Below are 25,517 nucleotides of genomic sequence, written 5' to 3' on the forward strand. Positions count from 1 at the left end.
CTGTGCGCAAAAATAATAGAGGTAGAGGAACTGATATTGCTATTGTTGGAATGGCATGTCAGTTCCCAAAAGCTAAAGATTATAATGAATTTTGGGATAACATTATAAAGGGAAAAGATTGTATAGAAGAAATTAAGCGATGGAATAATAACCAGTTCTATTCTGAAAATTATGATGACAATAAAAGCATTAGTAAATGGATGGGACATTTAGATGACATTCAAATGTTTGACAATAACTTTTTTAACATATCACCAAAAGAAGCAAATGAGATGGATCCACAACAAAGAATATTACTGGAAAATACATGGAAATGCATTGAGGATTCTGGAATATCTTTAAAGTGTTTACAAAAAAATATTACTTCAGTTTATGTATCCGCATTAAACTTAAATTCCTATTTTGACCTTCTAAACAAAGAGAATGTTGGAGTCTTTACGGGAAATGGAAATTACCCTTTTATGCTTTCAAACAGAATATCTTATTTTTTTGACTTAAAGGGTGACAGTAAAGTAATAGATACAGGGTGCTCAGGAGCCCTCATTGCGACGTATGATGCTCAAAGGAGCTTAATTAATAAGGATTCGGATTATGCATTAGTTGAATCTATAAATATATGTATTGAGCCATTAAAGTATATTATATGGTCAAAAAATAGAATGTTAAGTGGAGATGGAAGATGTAAAACTTTCGACAAGGATGCAAATGGATTTGTTATGGGCGAGGGGGTTGGAGTTTTACTTCTTCAAAGGCTTGATGATGCAATCAGAGATAATAACCATATTTATGGTGTAATTAAAGGTTGTGCTGTAGGGCATGGAGGACATGCTAACACAATTACATCTCCAAGTGTAGAGATACAAAAGAGTGTAATAAGAAAGGCTTATCAGGATGCTCAATGTTCTGTTGAAGATGTGACATATATAGAAACACATGGAACGGGAACTTCTTTAGGAGATCCAATTGAGATAGAAGCGCTAAAGCAGGTGTTTAGAGAAGATACGGAGAAAAAGCAATACTGTGAATTAGGGTCTGTAAAGACGAATATAGGACATCTTTTAAATGCTGCAGGCATGGCCAGTATTATTAAGGTTCTCTTAATGTTTAAATATAAAAAGATTCCGCCATTAATTAATTTCAAAATGTTAAACCCTATGATTGAATTTGATGAATCATCATTTTTTATTTCAACAGATACAAAAGACTGGAAATGTGAAGAGAAAGCAAGATTAGCTGGTATAACAGCTATTGGATTAGGTGGATCAAACAGTCATCTTGTTATACAAGAGTATGTTGCTAAAACTATGGATGAGAAAACAGAACTTATCAATGAATATCCATTTATATTATCTGCCAAAACGGAAAACAGTTTAGAGAAAATAAAAGATAAATGGTTAAAATTTATAAAGAACAACGGAGTTGAGAGTCTTGCCTTAAAAGATATCTGTATGACTCAATTGCTTGGTCGAGAAAATTTTAAGTATAGAGTTGGCGGTATGGTTTCAACTATTGAAGATATTAGTAATATGCTAGAACGACATGATAACACTCCTATATCGGATGACGCAGATTTAGAGTGCATGTTTATAGCAAGAAATATCAAGTTAACTTCTTTTTCTGTGAATAGCAGCTTATTTAAGGAACATCAGGTATTTAATAGGCTTGAAATGATTTTAAAAATGACAGAAGAAATAAGCACAAATTATAAAAGAAGAAAAGATTTTTATAATGGAACATGGAAAGAAATATATGTAAACTTAAATAATTTTATTTTGCAGTATAGTGTTATTTCTGGTTTAAAAGAGCTTGGAGTCCGAATGGATCAGACTACTGGTGAAGGTACAGGAGTATGGATCAGTTTAGCATTAAGTGAGATTCTTTCTGTAAATCAAATATTATGCTATTTGCTAGATCAAATTAAGCTGTCACAACTAAAGCCGGTATGTGGGAACATGACATTTTATGATCCTATTAATCAGAATCTGATAAAACCATTCTGTTTCAATGCTTCTTATTTGCATGATTTATTACATAAAGCAGAGCTGCCGGATGAAGCATTTCTGCACTATTCATGTAAAGCAAAGCTGCTTTATGAGAATCAATTTACATTTCGAAAGTATGCAGATGAATGGAATGATGTTATAGACGTGTATGGAAGCAGCATTAAAGAAATAATTTATAATAGCCATAGCTCATATTGGAATGAAGACAATATCCAGGAAAAGAAGTTTCTGTTTGTGCTAATAATTGCAAGCTCTTTAATTAAGCTTAATAAGAAGTGGAATATTAGTGAAGATTATATGATAGATAATGAGAAATTTAATGATTTAATACATTTACTTAATTCACATAAACTAAGTAGATTGGAACTAATCACACTTTTATTCGGTAAACAAGAGGATTATGAGAAAATTGTAAAGACTTGTCTTGATAAACGAGGATTTGAAAAGAATATTTTATCAGAAAGAGAAGACTACAAATATCTTTTCAAATTTAGTAAAAAGGAAAAAGTATGGGAAAATTTTGAGGATTGGTTAATAAAAGTACTTAAAGAGGATTTTACACCAATCCAAAATGACCTATTAAACATTGAGTTTGTTGTAGAAGAACAGGAAGAAAACGTTAGTTTAACAAGAAATTATAAGTCAGTAAAAATTAGGTTGGATCATAGCCTGCGTTATGAAATAGACAAGTGTTGTGTTCAGCTGTGGTTAACGGGTCAAAGTATAAAATGGGATGTATATTATCGAAAAACTGATTACAAAAAGGTCAGTTTACCAGTTTATTCATTTGAGCAAAAAAAGTTTTGGGCTGAAAATCAATCTATTTGTAATGTGAATAGTAATGATTTATTGCAAGAAAATTCTAATTGTACCATAGAACTTGGTAAGAACATAGAAAGGGAGCCTGTTTTTGTACATAAAGAGTGGGAAAAGAAACCATATTATCAAAATGTAAATAGAAAAGAATCAGTTATTATAGTTGCAACAGAGGATACGTTGGAACTTGCAAAGTTAATACAAAAACAAATGAAGTTGAGTCATATTATTTTATATAGTAATAATGAGTTTGTAGGAGTTCAGAATCTTTCCGATAATTTGGGAGAGGGAATTATTGATGTAACTGGATGTGGTACTACATTAATAGAGGAAAAGAAATGGATTGCTGTAATACAGGCTGCTTTGAATACAGCTGTAATAAAAAGAAAAGAGATGAGATTTTTATGCATTTCAAAAGGATTGGAAATTTTTCAAAACAGTAAAATAAATATGGCAGGTGCAATTCATGCTGGCTTATTTAGAATGATTCAAAACGAATACAAAGGTACCTCATCATGCCATGTAGACTTTGCGGAAAATGACTTAGCTAAGGAAATGGCACCATTAATTATAAAAGAATATTTTAATGACTCAAGGGTTTGCCAAGTTTGTTATAGAAATAAAGAAAGATTTCAATCCTATTTTAATGAAATATCATTAAAAAATGAACAACGATTACATTTTAATAGAGAACATGCGCTATGGATAACTGGTGGAACAAGAGGAATTGGGTATTTGGCTGCAATTCATTTTGCTAAAAATTATGGAGTTCAAAAGTTTGTTTTAACTGGTAGAGAAGAAATACCACCTAAAAACCAATGGAGTCTATATGGGAATACACCAATAGGAAAAAAGATTGCTGCTATAAAAGAGCTTGAACAATTGGGAGCACAAGTAATAACCTTGGCAACAGAGCTTACTGATAATAGGGCGCTGAGAACTAGTCTAGAAGAGGTAAAAAAACAGTTTGGTTTTATTGGAGGAGTTATTCATTGTGCTGGGATAACAGACGAAAGAAATCCTGCATTTATCAGAAAAAATGTAGATGAAATTCAATTAGTATTGAATCCAAAGGTTCAAGGTACAGAAAACTTATTTCAGGTATTAAAGGATGAACCTTTGCAGTTTTTTGTACTGTATTCTTCGGTATCAGCAGCAATTCCCTCTTTATCATCTGGTCAGAGTGATTATGCAATGGCAAATACTTATTTGGATTACTTTGCTTGTAGTCATTATAAAAAATGTGCAGTAGTTAGTATTCAGTGGCCGAGTTGGAGCATGTCTGGTATGGGAGAGGTGAAAAATAAGGCTTATTTGGAAACTGGCTTATTAAGTCATACCAATAATGAGGGCTTGTATCTGTTAGATAAAATAATTTCTCAAAAAATAAGTAATTTAGAAACGCCTGTTATTATGCCGGCATATGTAAACTTTGATAAATGGAAATTAAAAAAACTGTTAAACAGGGAGGCGCTTCATATGGCAGATAATGTTCTAGTTAATGAACTAAGCAGTTTTATATCAAAAATATTTATGGAGGAACTTAGCTTAGAAGCACAAGATATAGATTATGATATTATGTTTCAGGAACTTGGTGTTGATTCTATTATACTAGCCCAAATTGTAAAGAGAATGGAAAATTCTTTGGAAGGAATTGCAATTGATCCAGCTGTAATCTTAGAATACCCCAACATTCGACAGTTATCGGAGTTTTTACTAGAAACCTATCCAGATAAAATCAAAACGGCATTAACGTCGTGTAATAAAAAAAATCAAGTAAAACAGGAAACAGATGGTGACTTAGAAAAGCTGATTTGTAATATTATTGCAGAAGAATTAGGAGTTGAAAAAGAAGATATTGATGTGAATGAAATGTTTGAAAATATGGGTATTGACTCTATTTTTTTACAACAGATAATTAAAAGATTTGATCGAGAATTACAAGGAATAAAGCTTGCTCCCGATGTATTTTTTGAGTACCGCACAATAAAGGAATTGGCAGACTACCTATCTACTAATTATGAAGATAGCTTGGGTAAAAAAATAGAAAAGCAGGTCATCATGCCAAAAGAGGAGTCTGCTATTGTGAAAAGCAGTTCAAGATGTAACAAAAAGGTTGCAGTAATTGGAATGGCATGCCATTTCCCAGATGCACCAGATATACAGACGTACTGGAGTAACCTGGTTAGTAAAAAAGACAGTATTTGCATCATTCCCAAAGAACGATTTGACTGGGAAAAACGGTATTATCCAAATGAATTTAAGAAGGGGAATATTATAAGTAAATGGGGAGGTTTTTTGAAGGATATAGAATATTTTGATGCGGAATACTTTAAGGTAAAAGAATCTTTGGCAAAAAATATGGATCCATTGCAGCGTCAATGGCTTGAAGTGAGTGTAGAAGCATTAGCGGATGCAGGATATAGCAAAAAGCAGGTATGGGGTCAGGATATAGGTGTATTTTGTGGGGCAAGAGTAAGTACATTTCATAATAAGATAAAGCAGGATACCAGCGATACAATTGTTGGAATTGGTCAGAATTTTATTGCAACACATTTATCTCATTTTCTTAATTTAAAGGGTCCCAATATGGTTATTGATACAGCTTGTTCAAGTTCGCTGACAGCTATTCATTTAGCTGCTCAAAGTATTTTAAGTGGTGAATCTGATATGGCGTTTGCTGGTGGAGTAGAAATTTTAGAAGAATCAATTTACGAATTGCTAAGTGCTGCAAAAATCTTGTCTCCTGATGGGCGGTGTAAGACTTTCGATGCAAATGCCAACGGAATAGGCATTGGAGAAGGCTGCGGTGTATTAATTTTAAAGGAACTGAATAGGGCAATAGATGACAATAATAAAATATATGGAGTTATTGATGGTTCAGCACTTAATAATGATGGAAACACTATGGGAATTACCACACCAAGTCCAGAACAGCAGAGAGAATTAATTCAAAAGGCTATTAAGAATGCAAAAATAGATCCGACAACAATTAGTTATGTTGAAACGCATGGAACAGGAACTTTAATAGGAGATCCAATAGAACTAAAGGGACTGAATACAGTCTTTAAATCTTATACAGATGAAAAACATTTTTGTGGGGTAGGAAGTGTAAAAAGTAATATTGGACATTTATTAAGTGCGTCTGGTGCAGCAAGTATAATTAAAGTATTACTTTCAATTATTAACAGTCAATTACCAGCAACCATAAATTGTGATAATCCTAATACAAGGTTTGCATTTGAGGACTCCTCTTTATATATTGTGCATAATCAGGTTGCCTGGAACGAAAGAAATAATGTATTAAGGGCTGGTATTAGTGGGTTTGGACTAGGTGGAGACAATGCCCATATTATTGTAAGTAACGAAGGTATTCCGAAACAGAATATTGCTACTATGCAAAGTTTAGGAGAAAAAATTACATTTAATCGAAAAAGATTTTGGATAGATGAAGAAACAGAAATTATTAGAAAAGAGAGTAGTAATATTCAAAGTGAATTAAATCCATTTTCTGATTTCTTTGGGTTCAAAAGGGTAAATTAAGAGAGGAGGAGTGACTGAAGATGCCAACGGAAAAAACAATGACATATACGCAAAAGGTAACATTTGATAATTACATAGTTAGAGATCATCAGTTGTACAATGTAAGAACATTACCAGGGGTAACTTTGCTTGATATGGTTTATAGAGTATCCTTTGATTATATAGGATCTCGTAAACTGGAACTACGTAATATATTATTTAAACGTCCAGTTGTAGTTTCAGAGAATTTTTGTGCGGATGTATATGTTACACTTGAACCTAAACAAGGATATTATCAAGTTCAGATTACAAGTAAGAAAGTGATGAATAATGGTCAAATTAATGAGGACATTATTGAACATATGGAATGTCTTATGTATCAAGTGACTGAAGAAACTTGTGCCCCAAGAGGAGAGAGGGTACTTGAGATATTGAATAATTATACTAAAAAGTGGGACATGGATGATATTTATGCAGTTGCAAGAAAAAATGATATTTCTCATTATGTCTTTATGAAAACATTAGGTACTGTGTATCAAAAAGATAATCAAAAAGAGCTTATGCATTTGCATTTAAGTGATTTAGCAGAGCAATTTAGAGAACAGTTTTATCTGCATCCGGCATTTTTGGATGGTTCGACATTTTCGGGTTCAACTTTTTTGCTGAATGAAAATGGAGCTGGTCCAGACGCACCATTTATACCATTTATGATTAAAAGATTTCGAGCGCATAAGTCCCTTTCCAACGAAATCTATGTTTATGGTGAAAATAGCAGGGAAAATGTTAATTATGTTTATAATAATGATGTAAGAGAAAACGATATTACAATTTTTAATTCAGATGGGGAAGTGTTAGTTGAATTTGAACGTATTGTATTTAAGCGGATTCGAGAAGCTTTTTTAATTAAGAAGCTATTAGGTACGGGAATAGAATCTGCTTCTACGATAAACAATAAAGCTTCCAGCAGAGAAATCAGTTTACACTATGTGTGTGATATAATTTCTAATATTATAAATTTACCAATAGCAAGTCTAGATATTAATGAGGGATTTTATGATCTTGGGCTAGATTCTGCGGATTTACTAAAAATTGTTAAAATATTAGAAAAGAAATTGGAAGTTCCCCTTTATCCGACTCTTTTGTTTGAATACTCCACAATTAATCGATTAGCAGGTTATTTGCATGAAAATTATAAGGAAAAATTATTAACATCAGAAAACATGAATACTGATTTGGCAGTTGAAAAGCTGGAGTCAGAATTTATACAAGTAAATGAGAAAATGATAAGCTTATATCTTCAAAAAGAAATTGGAAAGTTACTGGGAAAAGATTCTAGCAGCATCAGCGTGGAAGAAGGTTTTTATGATTTGGGATTAGATTCTGGTGAACTACTGCAAATAGTCAAAATATTAGAAAAAACTTTAGAGGTACAATTGTATCCAACATTGCTATTTGAGTATTCCACTATTGAGAGACTTGCTAATTATTTGTTTGAAAATTATGGAACAAAATTTCAGGTATTAAAGAAAGAACATACAAAAGAATCAAAACAATTGGATAAATATGATTTGTTATTAATGGAGCCTGTTTTATTAAAGACAGACCGATTAGCTGATAATATGACGGTAAATAAAAGCGAGCAGATAATTCTATTTTTAACAGAAGACAAGTTAGTAAAAGATGTGGCACATTATTTTAAAGACGCAAAAGTTTTTGTAAAAGAATTAGGGAAAATAGAGGAAGCATCAAAAGCAGAAGAAGTAATAACAAGTTTAATTGTACTTTTGAAAGAAATAGTATTTGAAATGCCAAAGAATGATGTTGTAGTTCAGATTATTACTGACTTAAAAGTAGGAAAAAACTTTGCAATTTCATTGAAAGGGGTATTGAGAACTGCTGAAAAAGAAAATCCAAGAATTTATGGTCAGATTATAGCTATTGAAAATCTGAATACAATTTCAAGTGATAAGATAGCTAGGGTCATAGCTCAAGAATACAGGCAGTATGTAAACCGATATTTAGCAGTTGAATATAAAGATGCTTCTTTAGAAAGATATGTTTGTTATCTCAAAGAGAAAGAGATAGAAAAAACGCTTTCTAATGTGTATAAGGATAATGGTGTTTATGTTATTACAGGAGGAATGGGTGGATTAGGCCTTGCTATAGCAAGGCATATTTCTCAAAAGGTAAACGCACATATTGTGTTATTGGGTAGAAGAAGGGGCAGTGACATTGAAAGTAAAATGCAAGATCTACGAGACAATGGAGTGAATGCCTTTTATTTCATGGCAGATGTTACAAATCCTGATGAAGTAAAAAAGGTTATGGAGCAGGTTATTAGCCAATTCGGTTTTATAACAGGGATATTTCATTGTGCAGGAGTGCTTCATGATGAATTTTTAATAGATAAAGATATAAAAAATGTAAGTAAGACATTAGCACCAAAGGTGAGGGGAACCTACAACCTGGATCTAGCAACAAAAGACATAAATATGGACTTTATTGTTTTGTTTTCATCTGTTTCCGCAGTTATAGGAAATATAGGACAAGTTGATTATGCTGGAGGCAACTCTTATATGGATGCTTTTGCGGCAGCTAGAAATGATAAAGTTCGATTGGGAAAAAGAAGAGGAAAAACAATTTCAATCAACTGGACATTGTGGGAAAGTGAAGGAATGTCAATTGATAATGAAGCAGAAAAACGGTTATATGAAATGACTGGTCTGTTTCCAATGCCATTAAATATAGGGCTTGAGGTACTAGATGAGCTATTAATTAAGGTTAAGGAACGTGCAGTTGTGTTTTACGGAGATAAAGATAAAATTCTTAGAGTAAATAATATTTATTTAAACAACAAGGCTGATGAGTCCTATAATAAGAAAAGTAATGCTATTCATAATGAAGAAGCAGGACATGCTGATATTGCCATTATTGGATTATCTGGAAAATATCCCCAGGCTAATTCTATGGATGAATTATGGAATAATTTAAAAATTGGTAAGGATTGTATTACACATTTTCCATTGGATAGATGGGGGACATTTAAAACAAAAGAAGAAATCGAAAAATATTATCAGTATGGTGGATTTATTAACAATGCAGATAAATTTGACTGTATGTTTTTTAATATATCACCAAGGCAGGCTGAAGCAATGGATCCACAGGTTCGTCTCTTTTTACAAACTGCATGGGAAGCTTGTGAAGATGCAGGATTTTATGAAAATAGAAAGAAGCAAAACTTTAAATCTAATAGCGACAAATGTGTAGGGGTTTTTGCAGGAGTTTTTTGGAATGATTATGATATACTTGCGGCAGATATGTCCTTTCAGGGAATGCCAACATCACTAGGAATAAATACGGCATCTGTTCCTAATATGGTATCATATGCAATGAATTTTCATGGGCCGTCAATTAGCGTAAATACAATGTGTTCTTCTTCGTTGACAGCTATTCATTTAGCGTGTGAAAGCCTTAAACAAGGAGAATGTAATTTTGCACTGGCGGGTGGTGTTAATGTTGTGACACATCCCCATAAATATATGTTCTTAAAGGAGGCACAGTTTTTATCGAGTGATGGAAGATGTCGAACTTTTGGAAGAGACGGAGATGGATATGTGCCTGGGGAAGGTGTAGGAGCTGTCTTATTAACTTCATTAGAAAGGGCTGAAAGGGAAGGATATCACATATATGGTGTTATTAAAGGAACGGCATTAAACCATGGAGGTAAAACTTCAGGTACTACAGTCCCAGATCCCGTGGCACAATCAGAAGTAATTAAAGATGCATTAGTTAATGCAGGTATTAATCCACGTACAATTAGTTATGTTGAAGCCCACGGAACGGGGACTTCTTTAGGTGATCCAATTGAAATTCAAGCACTCTCAAGTGCATTTAAGAATTGGACGGACGACAAACAATTTTGTGCAATTGGATCAATTAAATCCAATATTGGGCATGGAGAAGGAGCAGCGGGAATATCGGGAATTACCAAAATCTTGCTTCAGATGAAATATAATGAATTAGTTCCATCCTTGCATTCAGAGACAATAAATCCTTATATTCCAATTGATGACACTCCTTTTCAAATTATTCAAAAACCAAAACAATGGAACGAAATGATTTTGAATGATGAGAAAATCCCACGAAGGGCGGGGATAAGTTCGTTTGGAGCAAATGGAAGTAATGCACATATTGTTTTGGAACAATATCAGAAAAATAATGAAATAGTGGAAGAAGATTTAGTCTCCCAGGGATACATAATATTGCTTTCAGCAAAGAACAAGGAAAGATTAAAAATCTATGCACAAAAACTTTTGGAGTATATTTCTAAAAACAAAGCCAAGCAAGTACATAATTTAGATGAGTGTATTAGAAAAGATGCGGCAGAAATACTTTCAGATATAATAGGAATTGATGTAGAGGAAGTAATGGAAGTAAAAAACTTTTTAGGTACAACAATTGACTTTTATGCATTGATTAGGTTGAAAAGTAAACTATCAGAAAAATATGATTTTGAATTTGAAGATAGTTTCATAACCGAAGCGTCTTCCATTTATGAAATTGTAGAGAATTTAAAACTAAATTATAGCCAAAAACTTGCAGAACATTATTGCTTACCTGCTATGGACAAGCAACACTATAATTTAAGGGATCTGGCATATACACTTCAGACAGGAAGAGAGGAGATGGAGGAGAGAGTTGCTTTTGTAGTCTATTCAAAAGACGAATTAGCTTCAAAACTGAACTATTACATAAATAGTAGCAGTCCAGAGGAATACTTTACAGCACATATTAGCAAAAAGGGCAATTTTAATGCAAATACTATCATGCAATCAGGGGACCAGGACAGCAAAAAGAAATTGTTACATATGGCAAAATCATGGGTAAATGGTGAAAGTGTAGATTGGTCAGTTCTTTATGAGAAAAAGCAACCTAATCGATTAAGCCTTCCAACTTATCCTTTTGCAGAAGAACGTTATTGGATTTCAGATAATTTTATAGTGGAAGAAAATATGAAAGCTAATGCAGAAAAAATATATCCGTTAATTCATAAAAATGTGTCAACATTGCTAGAACAGAAATATACTTCTGTTTTTACTAAAAATGAATTTTTCTTATCGGATCATCGTGTAAAAGGAAAAATGACTTTGCCAGGAACAGTATATATTGAAATGGCAGTTGAGGCAGCAATGGATGCTATGTTTAACGATATTAAGAAAAATTGCTGCATGGTTATAAAAAATATAACTTGGTTAAAGCCATTAGCTGTAGAAGAGGAAGAACTTGTTTATACCTGTATTATTCCAAACCATGACGGCAGTGTTGAATTTGAAATTTATAACGGTAGTGAAGAAAAAACAAATATATATAGTCAAGGTAAAATAATTTTGGGTAATAACCTGGAGTCTCCAGTTGTAAATGTATTTGATGAAAAATATGAAAACAATAGCTCAATCTATTCTGCTGACGAATGTTATAAGTTATTAGACGATTTTGGAGTTCAATATGGAGCAGCGCACAGAGGAATTATATCTCTATCAGTAAATGAGGAAGCAAGTATAAGTACCATTAAGTTACCATCAGAATTAAAGGAAAATTTTCATGCCTATCTTATGCATCCAAGTATTTTAGATGCTGCATTTCAAAGTATAATTGGATATCTGTCAAAAATGAAGATATCAGGAACGGTATTGCCGTATTCCCTTGATGAGATGGTTTTTTATGATAGCTGCCAAATAAATGAATATGCAATTGTTAAAAAATGCAGTCATAATAATTATAAATTTGATATTTTACTGGTTACCCAGGACGGAAAAGTAAATGTCGCTATTAATGGATTAGAAGTTCGTGCATTTGGTAGTAAGCCATTTGTTAAAAACGAAATTGTTATACTGGAATCGGATTGGAAGCAAGTACAAACTAAGGAAGAGGAGGAAACAAGGGAGTTTAGTAATCATGTGGTTGTTCTATTTAATCAGAGTAATGCCTATGCTAGACAGGTTGAAAAGTATTTAAGTAAAGGAAGAAAAGCAAAAGTAATTAACTTTAATGCGGTCAGTGAAGACATGGGTAACATTTTTATGCAATATGGAAATTTCATGTTTGAGGAAATACATGGTTACTTTCAGAAACAATGGAATGGAGCTATGCTATTTCAAGTAGTTTGCATGGATGCAAATCAGAATTCTTTATATGGAAGCTTTATGGGCTTATTAAAGAGTGCACAACTGGAGAATCCAAATTTTCTCACGCAATATATACAGTTTAGCACTATGGAATTATCAGAAGCAGAATTGGCAGAGCGATTATTAAGCAGCAGTTCAAGTAAGTTTCATGCCCTTGTGTATCAAAATGATACAATATATGTGCCATACTTGAAGGAAACGGTAATTAAAAAACAAAATAAATTTAGTTGGAAAAACAATGGAGTTTACATAATTACTGGAGGGATGGGCAATATTGGGTGGATATTTGCAAAAGAAATTTGCAAGTGTACAAATAGAGTAACTTTAATCCTTACAGGACGTTCTGAATATTCTGAGCAAATAGAACAGAAAATTGGTGAATTAGAAGAAAAAGCAGGAATTATTGAATACAGAAATATTGATATTACTTTAAGCCACCAGGTTGAAGAGTTGATTCAGTATACTGTCAAGAAATATGGAAAAATTAATGGGATTTTACATTGTGCAGGAATTAATAGAGATAATTTTATTATTAAAAAGACTAGAGAAGAGTTTGAGGAGGTTTTAAAACCTAAAGTATTAGGTATTGTAAATCTTGATGAGGCCACTAAAGAACTTGACCTTGATAATGTGATTCTATTTTCTTCATTAGCTGCTGTTCATGGAAATGAGGGACAAAGTGACTATGCATTTGCCAATGCCTTTATGGAACAATACTCTCGGTATAGAAATAAGCTTGTCGAAGAAGGAAAACGTTGTGGAAAAACAATTTCTATTAATTGGCCATTATGGAAAACAGATACGGGAATGAGTGTTAATGATAGTGTAAAAAAAGAGTTTCAAAAAAAATTGGGAATGTACGAAATGGATCAGGAAACAGGTATAGATGCTTTCTATAAAGCTGTTACACTGCCAAAAGAACAGGTAACAGTAATTTATGGAGAGAAAAATAAGGTTCTAACGACATTTACAAAAAATGAAAATATTGAAACAAAAATATATAGACAACAGGTTTCCATAAATATTTCGGATAAAGAAAAGGAAGCTGTAGCGAAGTTTCTTTTACAATACTTAAAAGAAGTCGTAAGCGAGGTAATTAAGCTGCCAGTACAAAAAATAGATGCTGACAGTGAATTTGAGCAGTATGGAATTGATTCGATAGTTATTATGCAGCTTACAAGTCTTTTAGAAAAGAAGTTTGGACCATTACCTAAGACACTATTTTTTGAATATATGTCAGTAAAAGAGTTAGCTGGATATTTTCTTGAAAATCACATGGACAAATTATTAGAACATAATAATACAAAACAAGAGAAATGTGAGAGAATATTTGAGCCAGATTCTCCTGGGAAATTTGAAATAATCAGTAAAAGAAGAAACCGTTTTACAGTAACAGATACTATGCAAAAGGAGATAAATAAGCCACTTGATATTGCAATTATTGGTTTGGCTGGTAAATATCCAGGGGCAGAGAATATTAATTTATTTTGGAATAATTTAAAGAATGGTGTTGATAGCATTACTGAGATTCCTAAGGATAGATGGGATTGGCATTTGTATTATGATAAAGACCCTTTAAAAAGTGGAACAGTTAATAGTAAATGGGGCGGTTTTATTAATGGAGCAGCAGACTTTGATCCACTATTTTTTAACATATCTCCATATGAAGCAGAAACAATGGATCCACAGGAGCGATTATTCTTAGAGTGTGTTTATGAAACACTTGAAGACGGTGGTTATACAAGAGCATCTTTAAGCAAATATAAAAAAGACGAACTAGAAGGTAATATTGGTGTTTTTGTTGGTGTTATGTATGATGAATATCAGTTATTTGGTGGAAATGCAGGAGTATCAGGTTCTATTGCAAACAGAATTTCATATTACTTTAATTTTCATGGGCCAAGCATAGCAATTAATACTATGTGTTCATCCTCTCTTACAGCAGTGCATTTGGCGTGTATGTGCTTAGAAAAAGGAGAGTGTAATGTAGCAATTGCTGGTGGAGTTAATGTATCTATTCATCCTAATAAATACAATATTCTGGGCAAAAGCAATTTCCTGTCAAGCGAAGGAAGGTGCCGGAGTTTTGGAAAAGGTGGAGATGGTTACGTTCCAGGAGAAGGTGTTGGTGCCATATTGTTAAAACCTCTTGCACTTGCAGTTGAAGATGGAGATAACATTTATGGAGTAATTAAAGGTTCTGCAATTAACCATGGAGGAAAGGCCAATGGATTTACTGTACCAAATGTTAAATCTCAGCAAAATGTTATTAGTAGTGCAATAAGAGAAGCTGGTATTTCACCAGAACAAATAAGTTATATGGAAGCGCATGGAACAGGAACCTCCTTAGGAGATCCAATTGAAGTTCAAGGATTGACAAAAGCATTCAATAGGAATGAACAGGACAAGCAGTTTTGTATACTGGGATCTGTAAAATCAAATATTGGACATTGTGAAAGTGCTGCTGGTATTGCAGGAATCACAAAAATTTTATTGCAGATGAAATATAAACAGATTGTACCGTCCTTGCATTCACAAGAATTAAATAAAAATATTCATTTTGAAAGTACCCCTTTTATTGTTCCGCAAGAATTAATGAACTGGGAACAGACTGAGATTGATTGCAAAAAACAGCCGAGATATGCAGGAATCAGCAGTTTTGGAGCTGGTGGTTCCAACGCCCACATTATTTTTGAAGAATATGTTTCAGAAGTAAGAGAAGATAAAGAGGATAAAAACCAGACCTATGTAATTATTTTATCTGCAAAGACCAAAGAATCTTTAATGAAAAAAGCAGAGGATTTACTTGCGTATTTAATAGATAATGAAAAACAGCCAGTTGATATGAAAAATATTGCTTATACCCTTCAAGTTGGAAGAGAGGAAATGGAAGAACGTCTTGGAATCCTTGCCTGCTCATACAAAAATTTAAAAGAAAAACTTGAGGAGTTTATTAGTGTAAAGAAAAATATTCCAGACGTGTATATTGGAAATACTAAAATGGATCAACCAATTGAAAAGATGTTTGTAGAGAATAGGGATTTAAAAATTACATTAGAAAAGTGGATGCAATATAGAGAATATGAGCTACTTCTGACATTATGGGTAAAGGGAATTTCCATTGAATGGAATAAACTGTATTGCAATGAAAGACCAAGAAAGGTAAGTTTGCCAACTTATCCATTTGAAAAAATTCACTGCTGGTATGCAGGAGGTAAACAAAATGTCGTAGAGGGCGGGGTAGAAAAATTATATCCAATGATTCATAAAAATATTTCTACGCTGGCAGAACAAAAATTTAGCTCAGTATTTACTGGAAAGGAATATTTTTTCCAGGATCACAGGGTTAAAGGAACACAGTTATTACCAGGAGCCGGTTATATTGAAATGGCTTTAGAGGCAATGAGTTCTTCAATGGACGAAAACTATTTAATAAAGCTAAACAATGTAATATGGGGAAAGCCACTTATGAGTCAAGATGCCGTTAAGGGGGTTAACACATGCATCTATTCTTGTGAGAAAAACTATGGTTTTGAGATTTATTATGAAGATAACGAAAAACTAGATATTTTTAGTCAAGGCAATATTCAGTTGTGTAAAGAGGTTGAAAAGACAAAAACAAATCTTGGTCAACTTCTTAATACAGAAAATTATGAGATGATAAAGGGTGAGAGCTGCTATGACATATTTTCAAGATTAGGTATTGAGTATGGACCTGCACACCGAGTGTTGAAAGAGTTGATGGTTAAGAAAGATTGTGTAATTACTTCTATCCAGCTGCCAGCCTGTATTCAAGATGAATATAATAGGTACATCTTACATCCAACTGTTTTGGATGCTGCTTTTCAAAGTATTATTGGAATGTTTGATTGGAATACATTGCAGGAAACATTACTGCCAGTCTCACTAGATGAGTTAATAATATTTGGGGAATGTGAATCGGAAATGTGGGCTGTAGTAAAGAAAGATTGCGGGAATAATTTTAAATTTGACATTCAGCTTGTAAATAATGACGGTGAAATTATATTAACGGCTAATGGACTCACTGTGGCTTATTATAGTGGTGCAAGAAAGGAAAAGCATCCAGATGAAATAATAATGCTTGAAACGGTATGGAAGAAAGAGGAATTTAAAATTATTTATAAAGAAAGAACATATTCTGAGCAAATAGTAATTTTTCTGGACAAAGATGATAGCTTTGTGAAGAAGGTAGAAAGTGAGCTAAAAATACAAAGAAATGCAAGGGCATTTAGTCTGAACTCAGAGAAATTGGAACTAGGGGATAAATTTACAGATATAGGTAAAGCTGTATTTCTTGAAATAAAAGCATGTTTGCACAATAAAAAGAAAGGAAAAATATTGCTACAGGTTGTAAGCATGAAAGGAGAGAGTCAGCCTCTTTATCGAAGTATAGGTAGTTTATTAAAGAGCGCAAGTTTTGAAAATCCTGATTGTGTGACACAGATGATTGAAATTGAGGGTTCTCATTTTAAGGAATTAGATCTTGCCAAAATATTAGTGGATTGCAGTTATATGAATCATGCAGAAGTTCGATATTTGGAAGATGGAAAATATACTCCACAAATGAAGGAAATTAAGAACAAAGGAAATGAAGGAAAACAGTTTAAATGGAAAGATAAAGGGGTTTATGTTATTACAGGTGGACTAGGCTACTTGGGCTGGATGTTGGCAGAAGAAATAAACAAGAACTCAAAAGACACAGTTATTATTTTAACTGGAAGAAGTCAATATAGTAATGAAATACAGGAAAAGCTGGAATATATTTCGGGGAATGGAGGAATTGTTGAATATATTAGTATGAATATCAGTTCCAGAAAAGAGACGGAAGCATGTATTCAATACATAATGAAAACATATGGAAAGATAAATGGGATTCTTCATTGTGCTGGAATTAGCAAAGACAACTTTATTATTAAAAAATCTGAGGAAGAATTTTTAAATGTACTAGAACCAAAGATAAAAGGACTAGTAAATCTAGACGAGGCAGCAAAAGATGTAGAATTAGATTTTCTTGTAGTCTACTCTTCTTTATCAGCAGTACATGGTAATCAAGGACAGAGTGACTATGCATATGCCAATGCCTTTGCAGACAGATATACAGCGTACCGTAATGAGCTTATGAGACAAGGCAGACGTAAGGGCAAAGCAGTTGCAATTAACTGGTCGTTGTGGAAGATGAAGTCTGGCATGAGTGTAAATGAAGATGTAAAAAATGAATTGCGTGATAACTTTGGAATAGTTGAAATAGAACCAGAAGAGGGATTAAATGCATTCTATCAGATATTAGGAGTAGAGAAAGAAGAAGTAACAGTAATTAAAGGAAATAGGATAAAAGTTCTAAACTCTTTCTGTAAAAATGATATAGAAGACAGCAAAGTAAAGGAAAAGGTAGTTCAGAAGACTGTGACAAAAGAATCTAACATAGATATAGCGAAAGCAAAGAAAGAGTTATATCAGTATTTGAAGGGAATCTTAAGTGAAGTTACGAAATTGCCAGTTGATATGATAGAGGAAGACTGTGCCTTTGACAACTATGGGGTAGATTCAGTTATGATTATTCAGATGACAAAAAATATGGAAAATAAGTTTGGGTTATTACCAAAAACATTGTTTTTTGAATATTTGAATATTTGTCAGTTAGCTGAATATTTTCTTGAAAATCACCTTAATAAGCTAATACGGCCGACACAAATAGAAGAGGAGAAGGAGATAGAACAAGATGCATGCACCAATACGGAAATACAAATAAGAAGCCGTAGATATAATAGGTTTTCTGTTTGTGATAATTCAGGCAAAAATAAAGAGGAGGCTCTTAATGTTGCTATTATTGGTTTAGCAGGTAAGTATCCAGGGGCTGATAATATAAATAAGTTCTGGGAAAATTTAAAAAATGGGGTAGATAGCATAACAGAAATTCCAAAGGAACGTTGGGACTGGAAATTGTATTATGATGAAGACAAAAAAATAAAAGACAAAATAAATAGCAGGTGGGGAGGATTTATTAATGGAGTAGCTGATTTTGATCCGTTATTTTTCAATCTTTCTCCATATGAAGCTGAACTGTTGGATCCACAGGAAAGACTATTTTTAGAATGTGTTTATGAGACATTAGAGGATAGTGGCTACACCAGAGAATCATTAGGTGATTACAATAGTGGTGGATTAGAGGGATGCGTTGGTGTATTTGCTGGCGTTATGTATGATGAGTATCAACTATATGGTGCAAAGGAATTAGAGAATGGAAGAATGACAGGCATTGGTGGAGTGAACTCATCCATTGCTAATAGGATTTCCTATTATTTTAATTTTCATGGACCAAGTATGGCAGTTAATACAATGTGCTCTTCATCTCTTACTGCCATTCATTTAGCATGTATGTCTCTTGCAAAGCAGGAATGTGATGTGGCAATAGCTGGAGGAGTTAATGTCTCCATCCATCCAAACAAGTATGTATCGCTTGGAACAAGGAATTTCCTGTCGAGTAAGGGAAAGTGTGAAAGCTTTGGAAAAGGTGGAGACGGGTATGTGCCTGGTGAAGGTGTAGGAGCAGTTTTACTAAAGCCATTGGATAAAGCAATTAAAGATGGAGATAACATTTATGGAGTAATAAAGGGCTCTGCATTAAATCATGGGGGTAAAGTAAATGGTTTTACAGTCCCTAATGTAAGGGCACAAAAAAATGTTATAAGCAGAGCGCTAAGAGAATCAGGAATTGAAGCAAGGCAAATAAGCTATATTGAGGCTCATGGAACGGGAACTAAGTTAGGTGATCCAATTGAGATACAAGGTTTAACAGAGGCATTTTCAAAGGATACAGAAGATAAGCAGTATTGCACAATTGGTTCTGTAAAGTCAAATATTGGACATTGTGAGAGTGCAGCAGGTATTGCAGGAATTACTAAAATATTATTACAGATGAAACATAAACAGATAGCTCCATCCCTTCATTCTGAGGAATTGAATGAGAATATTGATTTTAAGCAGACACCATTTTGTGTACCACAAAAACTAAAAGAATGGGAAGTTGATCATGTAAAACAACCACGGTATGCAGGGATTAGTAGCTTTGGGGCAGGTGGTTCTAATGCTCACATCATTATTGAGGAATTTATTCCAAAAGAAAATATGAGAGTAGAAATTGAACAAACAGAATATGCCTTTGTCCTGTCAGCAAAAACGCAAGAAAAATTAATAAAAAAAGCAGAAGACCTGTTGGAATTTGTTAAACAGCATAAAAACGATTCAATTTCTTTAGCTGATATAGCTTATACACTTCAAATTGGAAGAGATTCATTTGAAGAACGTTTTGCAATGATTATTCATACATACGATGAGTTATGTGATAAGTTAGAAGCTTTTATCAATGGACAGCTTAATCAATCAGATATGCACATTGGAAATATAAGAGATGAAAAAGCAACAGTAAAGATGTTTAAGGAAAATCAGGAATTACATGACATTTTAGTGATATGGATGGAAAATAGAAAATATAATGAGATTCTTTCATTATGGGTAAAGGGAGTTACCTTTAACTGGAATCTGCTTTATAGTGATGTGAAACCGAAACGAATTAGTCTGCCAACCTATCCGTTTGAGAGAGTGCATTGTTGGTTTTCTGCTTCAGAAATAAAAGAAGGACAAATGGAAAATGATGCAGCTAAAAAATATTCACTGCTGCATGATAATATGTCAACATTGGTTTTACAAAAATTTAGTACGACATTAAAAGGTAATGAATTTTATGTAGAAAACCACAAGGAAAGCCGGTACTTGCCAGGAACCGTATATTTAGAACTAGCATTAGAAGCAACCCTATATTCTTTTGAAAAGAAAATAGAAGATGGCGTTATGGTTAAACTGCAAGATGTTGTGTGCTATCAACCAGTTATATGGAAGGATGCTATTAAGAAGGTTTATACCAGCATTATTCAAAATAGTGAGGAAGAGATTAATTATGTTATTTCAGAAACCGAGAACAGGGATAATGACAATACACCTGTGTTAAGTAGTGGTATTATAGAATACTATCACTATGAAGAAAAAATTCAAATTGATATTGAGGCTCTAATTAGGAGATGTAAATTGATTACAGAAGAATTAGAGCAGCATTATGGAAAAAAATATATTGGACAAAATGAGGTTATATCCGAAATAAGTATTCCAGAATTCCTTGCGTCAACATTTGATAAATATGTAATACATCCTTTTATATTAGCAAAAGCACTGCTATCTGGGGGCATACTAACAAACAAGCATAGTCTTATGGAAATTGTTTCAATAAAAGAGGTAGATATTATGCATAAGTTTGAACAAAAAATGTATTCATGGGTTCAATATAATAATGAATTAAATACCGCTAAGGATAGCAGCTTACATGAATTTAATATTCTTTTATGCGATGGTAAAGGCATGGTTTGTGCAAAGTTGAATGGTGTTGTTTTAAAAAATTTATAATAAGTACAAATTTTTGATGGGAGGAAACGAGATGGAATTGCTAGAATATATTTCTGAAAAAGTAGTAGAACTATTATCTATAGTTTTAAAACTAGATGCAAAGTATATTTATAAAGATGAAGTATTTTCTGACTATGGAGTAGATTCTATTATAGCGGTAAGTTTTATTGAACAATTAAATGAACAGTTTCACATATCACTTCGTACAGTAGACTTTTTTGATTATAGTTCTGTAAGCAGTTTGTCACACTTTATTAAATCAAAATATGGACAGCAAATTGAGAAATTAATAAATGTTGAAAAGCAAGAAAAGAATCAGCAGCATGTTGTAAATCAAGAAAAAGTAGATGAAAGTACACATAATATATTAAATACTAAGGACGCAAAAGAAAAGTTAGGACAAAAAATTAATTTTTCTATAAGAAATAAACACAAAAAAGAGAAGATTGCAATAGTAGGAATTAGCGCAAAATTTGCACATTCCGATAACTATGAACAGTATTGGGAAAATATTAGAGAAGGAAAAGATTTAGTTGAAAGAACAACTAGATGGGATTTGTCAAAGGAGTTTCCAGAAGGAACAGAATACTGCAAGTATGGTAGTTACTTGGAAGATTTTGATAAGTTTGATCCTCTGTTTTTTAATATTTCAGGTCAAGAAGCAACCTACATGAATCCAAACCAGCGAATATTTTTGCAAGAAGCATGGAATGCGTTAGAGGATGCAGGATATGCAGGTGATATGGTAAAGGGAAGTAACTGCGGAGTATATTGTGGCAGTGGTGTGGGTGATTACCATAATTTATTTAGTGAAGATGTACCAGCACAATCATTTTGGGGTATCACAGATTCTATAGTACCAGCAAGAATTGCTTATTTTCTTGATATGAAAGGGCCAGCTGTTGCAGTAGATACAGCTTGTTCAAGTTCCCTGGTAGCCATTCATTTGGCTGCAAAAGATTTAAGAGAACATGAAACTGACATGGCAGTTGCAGGTGGAGTATTCGTTCAAAGTACAGCTTTCTTCCATAAGTATTGTGAACGTGCTCACATGCTTTCTCACTATGGCAGGTGTCAGACCTTTGATGATAATGCTGATGGAATTGCTTTGGGTGAGGGTTCAGGCGCTATTGTATTGAAACGATTATCTGATGCTGTTAGAGATAGAGATCACATTTATGGAATTATTAAAGCATCTGGAATCAATCAAGATGGTGCAACAAACGGCATTACTGCACCAAGCTTAAATTCTCAAGTTCGATTACAAAAGAGTATTTATGAAAAATATAATATTAATCCTGAAAAAATTCAGATGTTTGAAGCTCATGGAACGGGAACGAAATTGGGAGATCCTATTGAATATGAAGCGCTTTCAGAGTCTTTTTCAGCATTTACAGATAAAAAAAATTATTGTGCAATGGGGTCTGTAAAAACCAACATAGGTCATAGTATTACATCTGCAGGTATTGCTGGAGTTTTAAAAATTTTATTGTCTATGAAACATAAAGAAATACCACCGACAATTCATTATAGAAAAGGGAATACACATATTGATTTTGAGAACAGTCCTTTTTATATAAATACTACGTTAAAAAAATGGAATATAAGTAAGGGAGAAACACGATGTGCCGCGATCAATGGTTTTGGATTTAGTGGAACAAATGCCCACATGGTTTTGGAGGAAGCGCCAGAGATAACAGTACATCACAGCGAAAAAGCTGGTTATATAATTGCATTATCTGCAAGAAATCAAGATCAATTACTTAAGCAGGCAGAAAATTTACTTAACTATTGTAAGAAGCATTCAGAATTAGATTTGGGTAATATGAGTTTTACTCTATTAACGGCAAGGAAACATTTTAATCATAGACTTGCTTGTGTTGTTTCAAGTAAAGATATGTTAATTGAGGTATTACAAAATTGGCATGACAGTAAGACAGCAATTAGGGTATATACAAATGTTGTTCAAAAGAATGAAACACATATACAGCCAACTATTATTAATTATGCAAAGAAATGCATTGAGAATTTAGCGGATTGTTTGGATGAAGAACAATATTTGGATGAGCTAAACTTGATTGCTGAATTGTTTGTAAACGGTTTTGAAATGGATTATGATAAGTTATTTAAAGAGGATGGATATTGGAAAGTTTCACTTCCAACATATCCATTTGCAAAAAACCGTTATTGGGTAAAAACAGCAATAGAAAAACAAAATAGTATAGCGCAGATCACAGAAAAAATGCATCCTTTAATTCATAAAAATGCTTCTAGCTTTTTTGAACAAAAATTTACCAGTGTGTTTACAGGAAAAGAAGCTTTTTTAGCAGATCATGTGGTAAACAACAATAAAATACTTCCTGGTGTTGCTTATATAGAAATGGCAGTTGTATCTTTGCTAGCATCACTAGAAGAACCTATAAATTTATCAGAAGCTGATAAAATGATTACTATAGAGAATTTATACTGGCTAAAACCTATAACTGTAAATGATAATGATGTAGAAGTGAGTATTGGGTTAAGTCCAGATGATAAAGGGAAATACGAATTTATAGTTTATGATTATACAAGTAAGAAGGAAAAGGACATATATTGTAGGGGAAAAGTAGAAGTATTATCGGGCACACAGGATAGATATATTGACATAGATGAGCTTAACAGCATATGCAATAAGGAACGGATTGAAAAAAAGGATTATTATGAGCAATATGAAAGGGCAGGTATTCAGTATGGACCAGCTCATAGGGGTATTGATTATATTAAGGTAGGCAGTCATGCACTGCTAATTTCACTTTCTTTACCAGAAGAGATAAAGGATACAAGGAGCAGGTATATATTACATCCAACACTAATGGATGCAGCATTTCAAGGAAGTATGGCAATGATTGCTTTAGATTATACTGGGGAGGATGAAGTGTCACCATTTTTACCGTATCAGCTAGAAAAAATTACAATATACGATTCCTGTAACCATTTCGAGTATGCATATTATGAATGGGCAGAAGAAGTTGTAAAAAATAGCCATATTCGAAAGGCAAATATTACTCTTTGTAATAAATCGGGTAAGGTATGCGCTGTTTTACAGGGCTTTTGCTTAAAAGAACTACAACTGAGAGAAAGTGACAGCAAGTTAGATAAATCCATGGAAGAAGAACAATTAATATATTCAATTCCCAAATGGGACTGTGAAATTCTTAAAACGGAAGAAACAGATTATTATAACAGGCAGGAAAAAACCATAATTGTGACAGGTGTAAATGAGGACATTAATGAAATAAAGAGTAAGTATGCAGGTATAGAGCAGTTAGTAATAGAGCAAAAAGATGATATTAAAACAATAAGTGAAAAACTAAGTGCATTGGGTAATATAAATCATATAATCTGGCTGGCTAATGCTCCTGACATAACATCTGTAGAAGATGAAAATATTATTAAGGCGCAAGAAGGAGGAGTAATCAAACTCTTTCGATTTGTTAAAGTTCTTCTTGCACTTAAATATGGTAATAAGAAACTGAAATTTACGGTTATAACAATTAGGGCAATTGGTATTTGTAAGGGAGAAGATTTTAATCCAATAAATGCAAGTATACATGGCTTTGTTGGATCCATGCAAAAAGAAATGCCAACTTGGAAAGTAAAATTAGTTGATATAGAACAAAAAGACAAGTTACAATTAGATGATGTATTTATGAAAGTTCCCCTCGACTGGAATACACATGTATATCGAAATAAAAGGTGGTATGTGCAAAAAATACTTCCCATTGATGTAACTAGTTCTCCTGAAAATAGTTTTAAAAAGGAAGGAATATATGTAATTATTGGAGGTGCTGGTGGACTTGGAGAGGTTTTAAGTAAATATCTTTCAAAGAAATATCATGCACATATTATATGGATTGGAAGAAGAAAAAAAGATGAACAGATTCAGAATAAAATAAATGAAATAAGCCAATATGGTTATGAACCAATGTACATAAGTGGAGATGCAACTAGTCGAGAGGATATGGAGGCTGCTTATAAGCAAATTAAGCAAAAGTATAATCAGATTAATGGGATTGTACATTCTGCTGCTGTTTTAAGAGATAAAAGTCTTTATAATATGGATGAAGAATCTTTTAAAATAGGGTTAGCTTCAAAAGTTAACGTTAGTGTTAGAATGGCACAAGTTTTTAAAACAGAAAAATTAGATTTTGTGTTATTCTATTCATCCTATCAATCATTAATTAGGGCACCTGGACAAAGTAATTATGCTTCTGGATGTGTATTCAAAGATAATTATGCAATACAATTAGGAAATGAATGGTTATGCAATGTGAAAATTGTTAACTGGAGCTATTGGGGCTATATTGGAATGGTTGCCTCCGAAGAGTATCGTAAGCGGATGCTTCAAGTGGGCATGACTTCACTTACAGAAGAAGATGGAACAGATGCCGTTGAAAGGCTTTTGTCTATGCCATTTAATCAGTTGGCAGTACTGAAAACAAATAGAAGTAACAAAGAACGTTAACTTTTTCAGAGG

The 25,517-nt window shown here is 33.1% G+C and carries 3 protein-coding genes; all 3 read left to right on the forward strand.

Annotation, left to right across the window (positions count from 1 at the left end):
* Nucleotides 1-2: 2 nt before the first annotated feature.
* From BM305_RS06440 to BM305_RS06450, 3 genes are read left to right on the forward strand one after another with little or no spacing between them, the layout of a single operon-like run.
* Nucleotides 3-6,362 (forward strand): type I polyketide synthase, encoded by a 6,360-nt coding sequence (locus BM305_RS06440; protein WP_177214582.1) that lies wholly within the window; start codon nucleotides 3-5, stop codon nucleotides 6,360-6,362.
* A gap of 20 nt (nucleotides 6,363-6,382) precedes the next feature.
* The gene (locus BM305_RS06445) at nucleotides 6,383-21,001 is read left to right on the forward strand and encodes an SDR family NAD(P)-dependent oxidoreductase (RefSeq protein WP_092559879.1); all 14,619 of its coding nucleotides are present in this window, start codon (nucleotides 6,383-6,385) and stop codon (nucleotides 20,999-21,001) included.
* Between the two features lie 31 nt (nucleotides 21,002-21,032).
* Nucleotides 21,033-25,505 carry a type I polyketide synthase gene (locus BM305_RS06450; RefSeq protein WP_177214583.1) on the forward strand — a complete coding sequence of 1,491 codons (4,473 nt, stop codon included), beginning with the start codon at nucleotides 21,033-21,035 and terminating at the stop codon, nucleotides 25,503-25,505.
* Nucleotides 25,506-25,517 lie beyond the last annotated feature (12 nt).

The organism is Anaeromicropila populeti, from assembly GCF_900112775.1.
GTDB lineage: Bacteria > Bacillota > Clostridia > Lachnospirales > Lachnospiraceae > Anaeromicropila_A > Anaeromicropila_A populeti.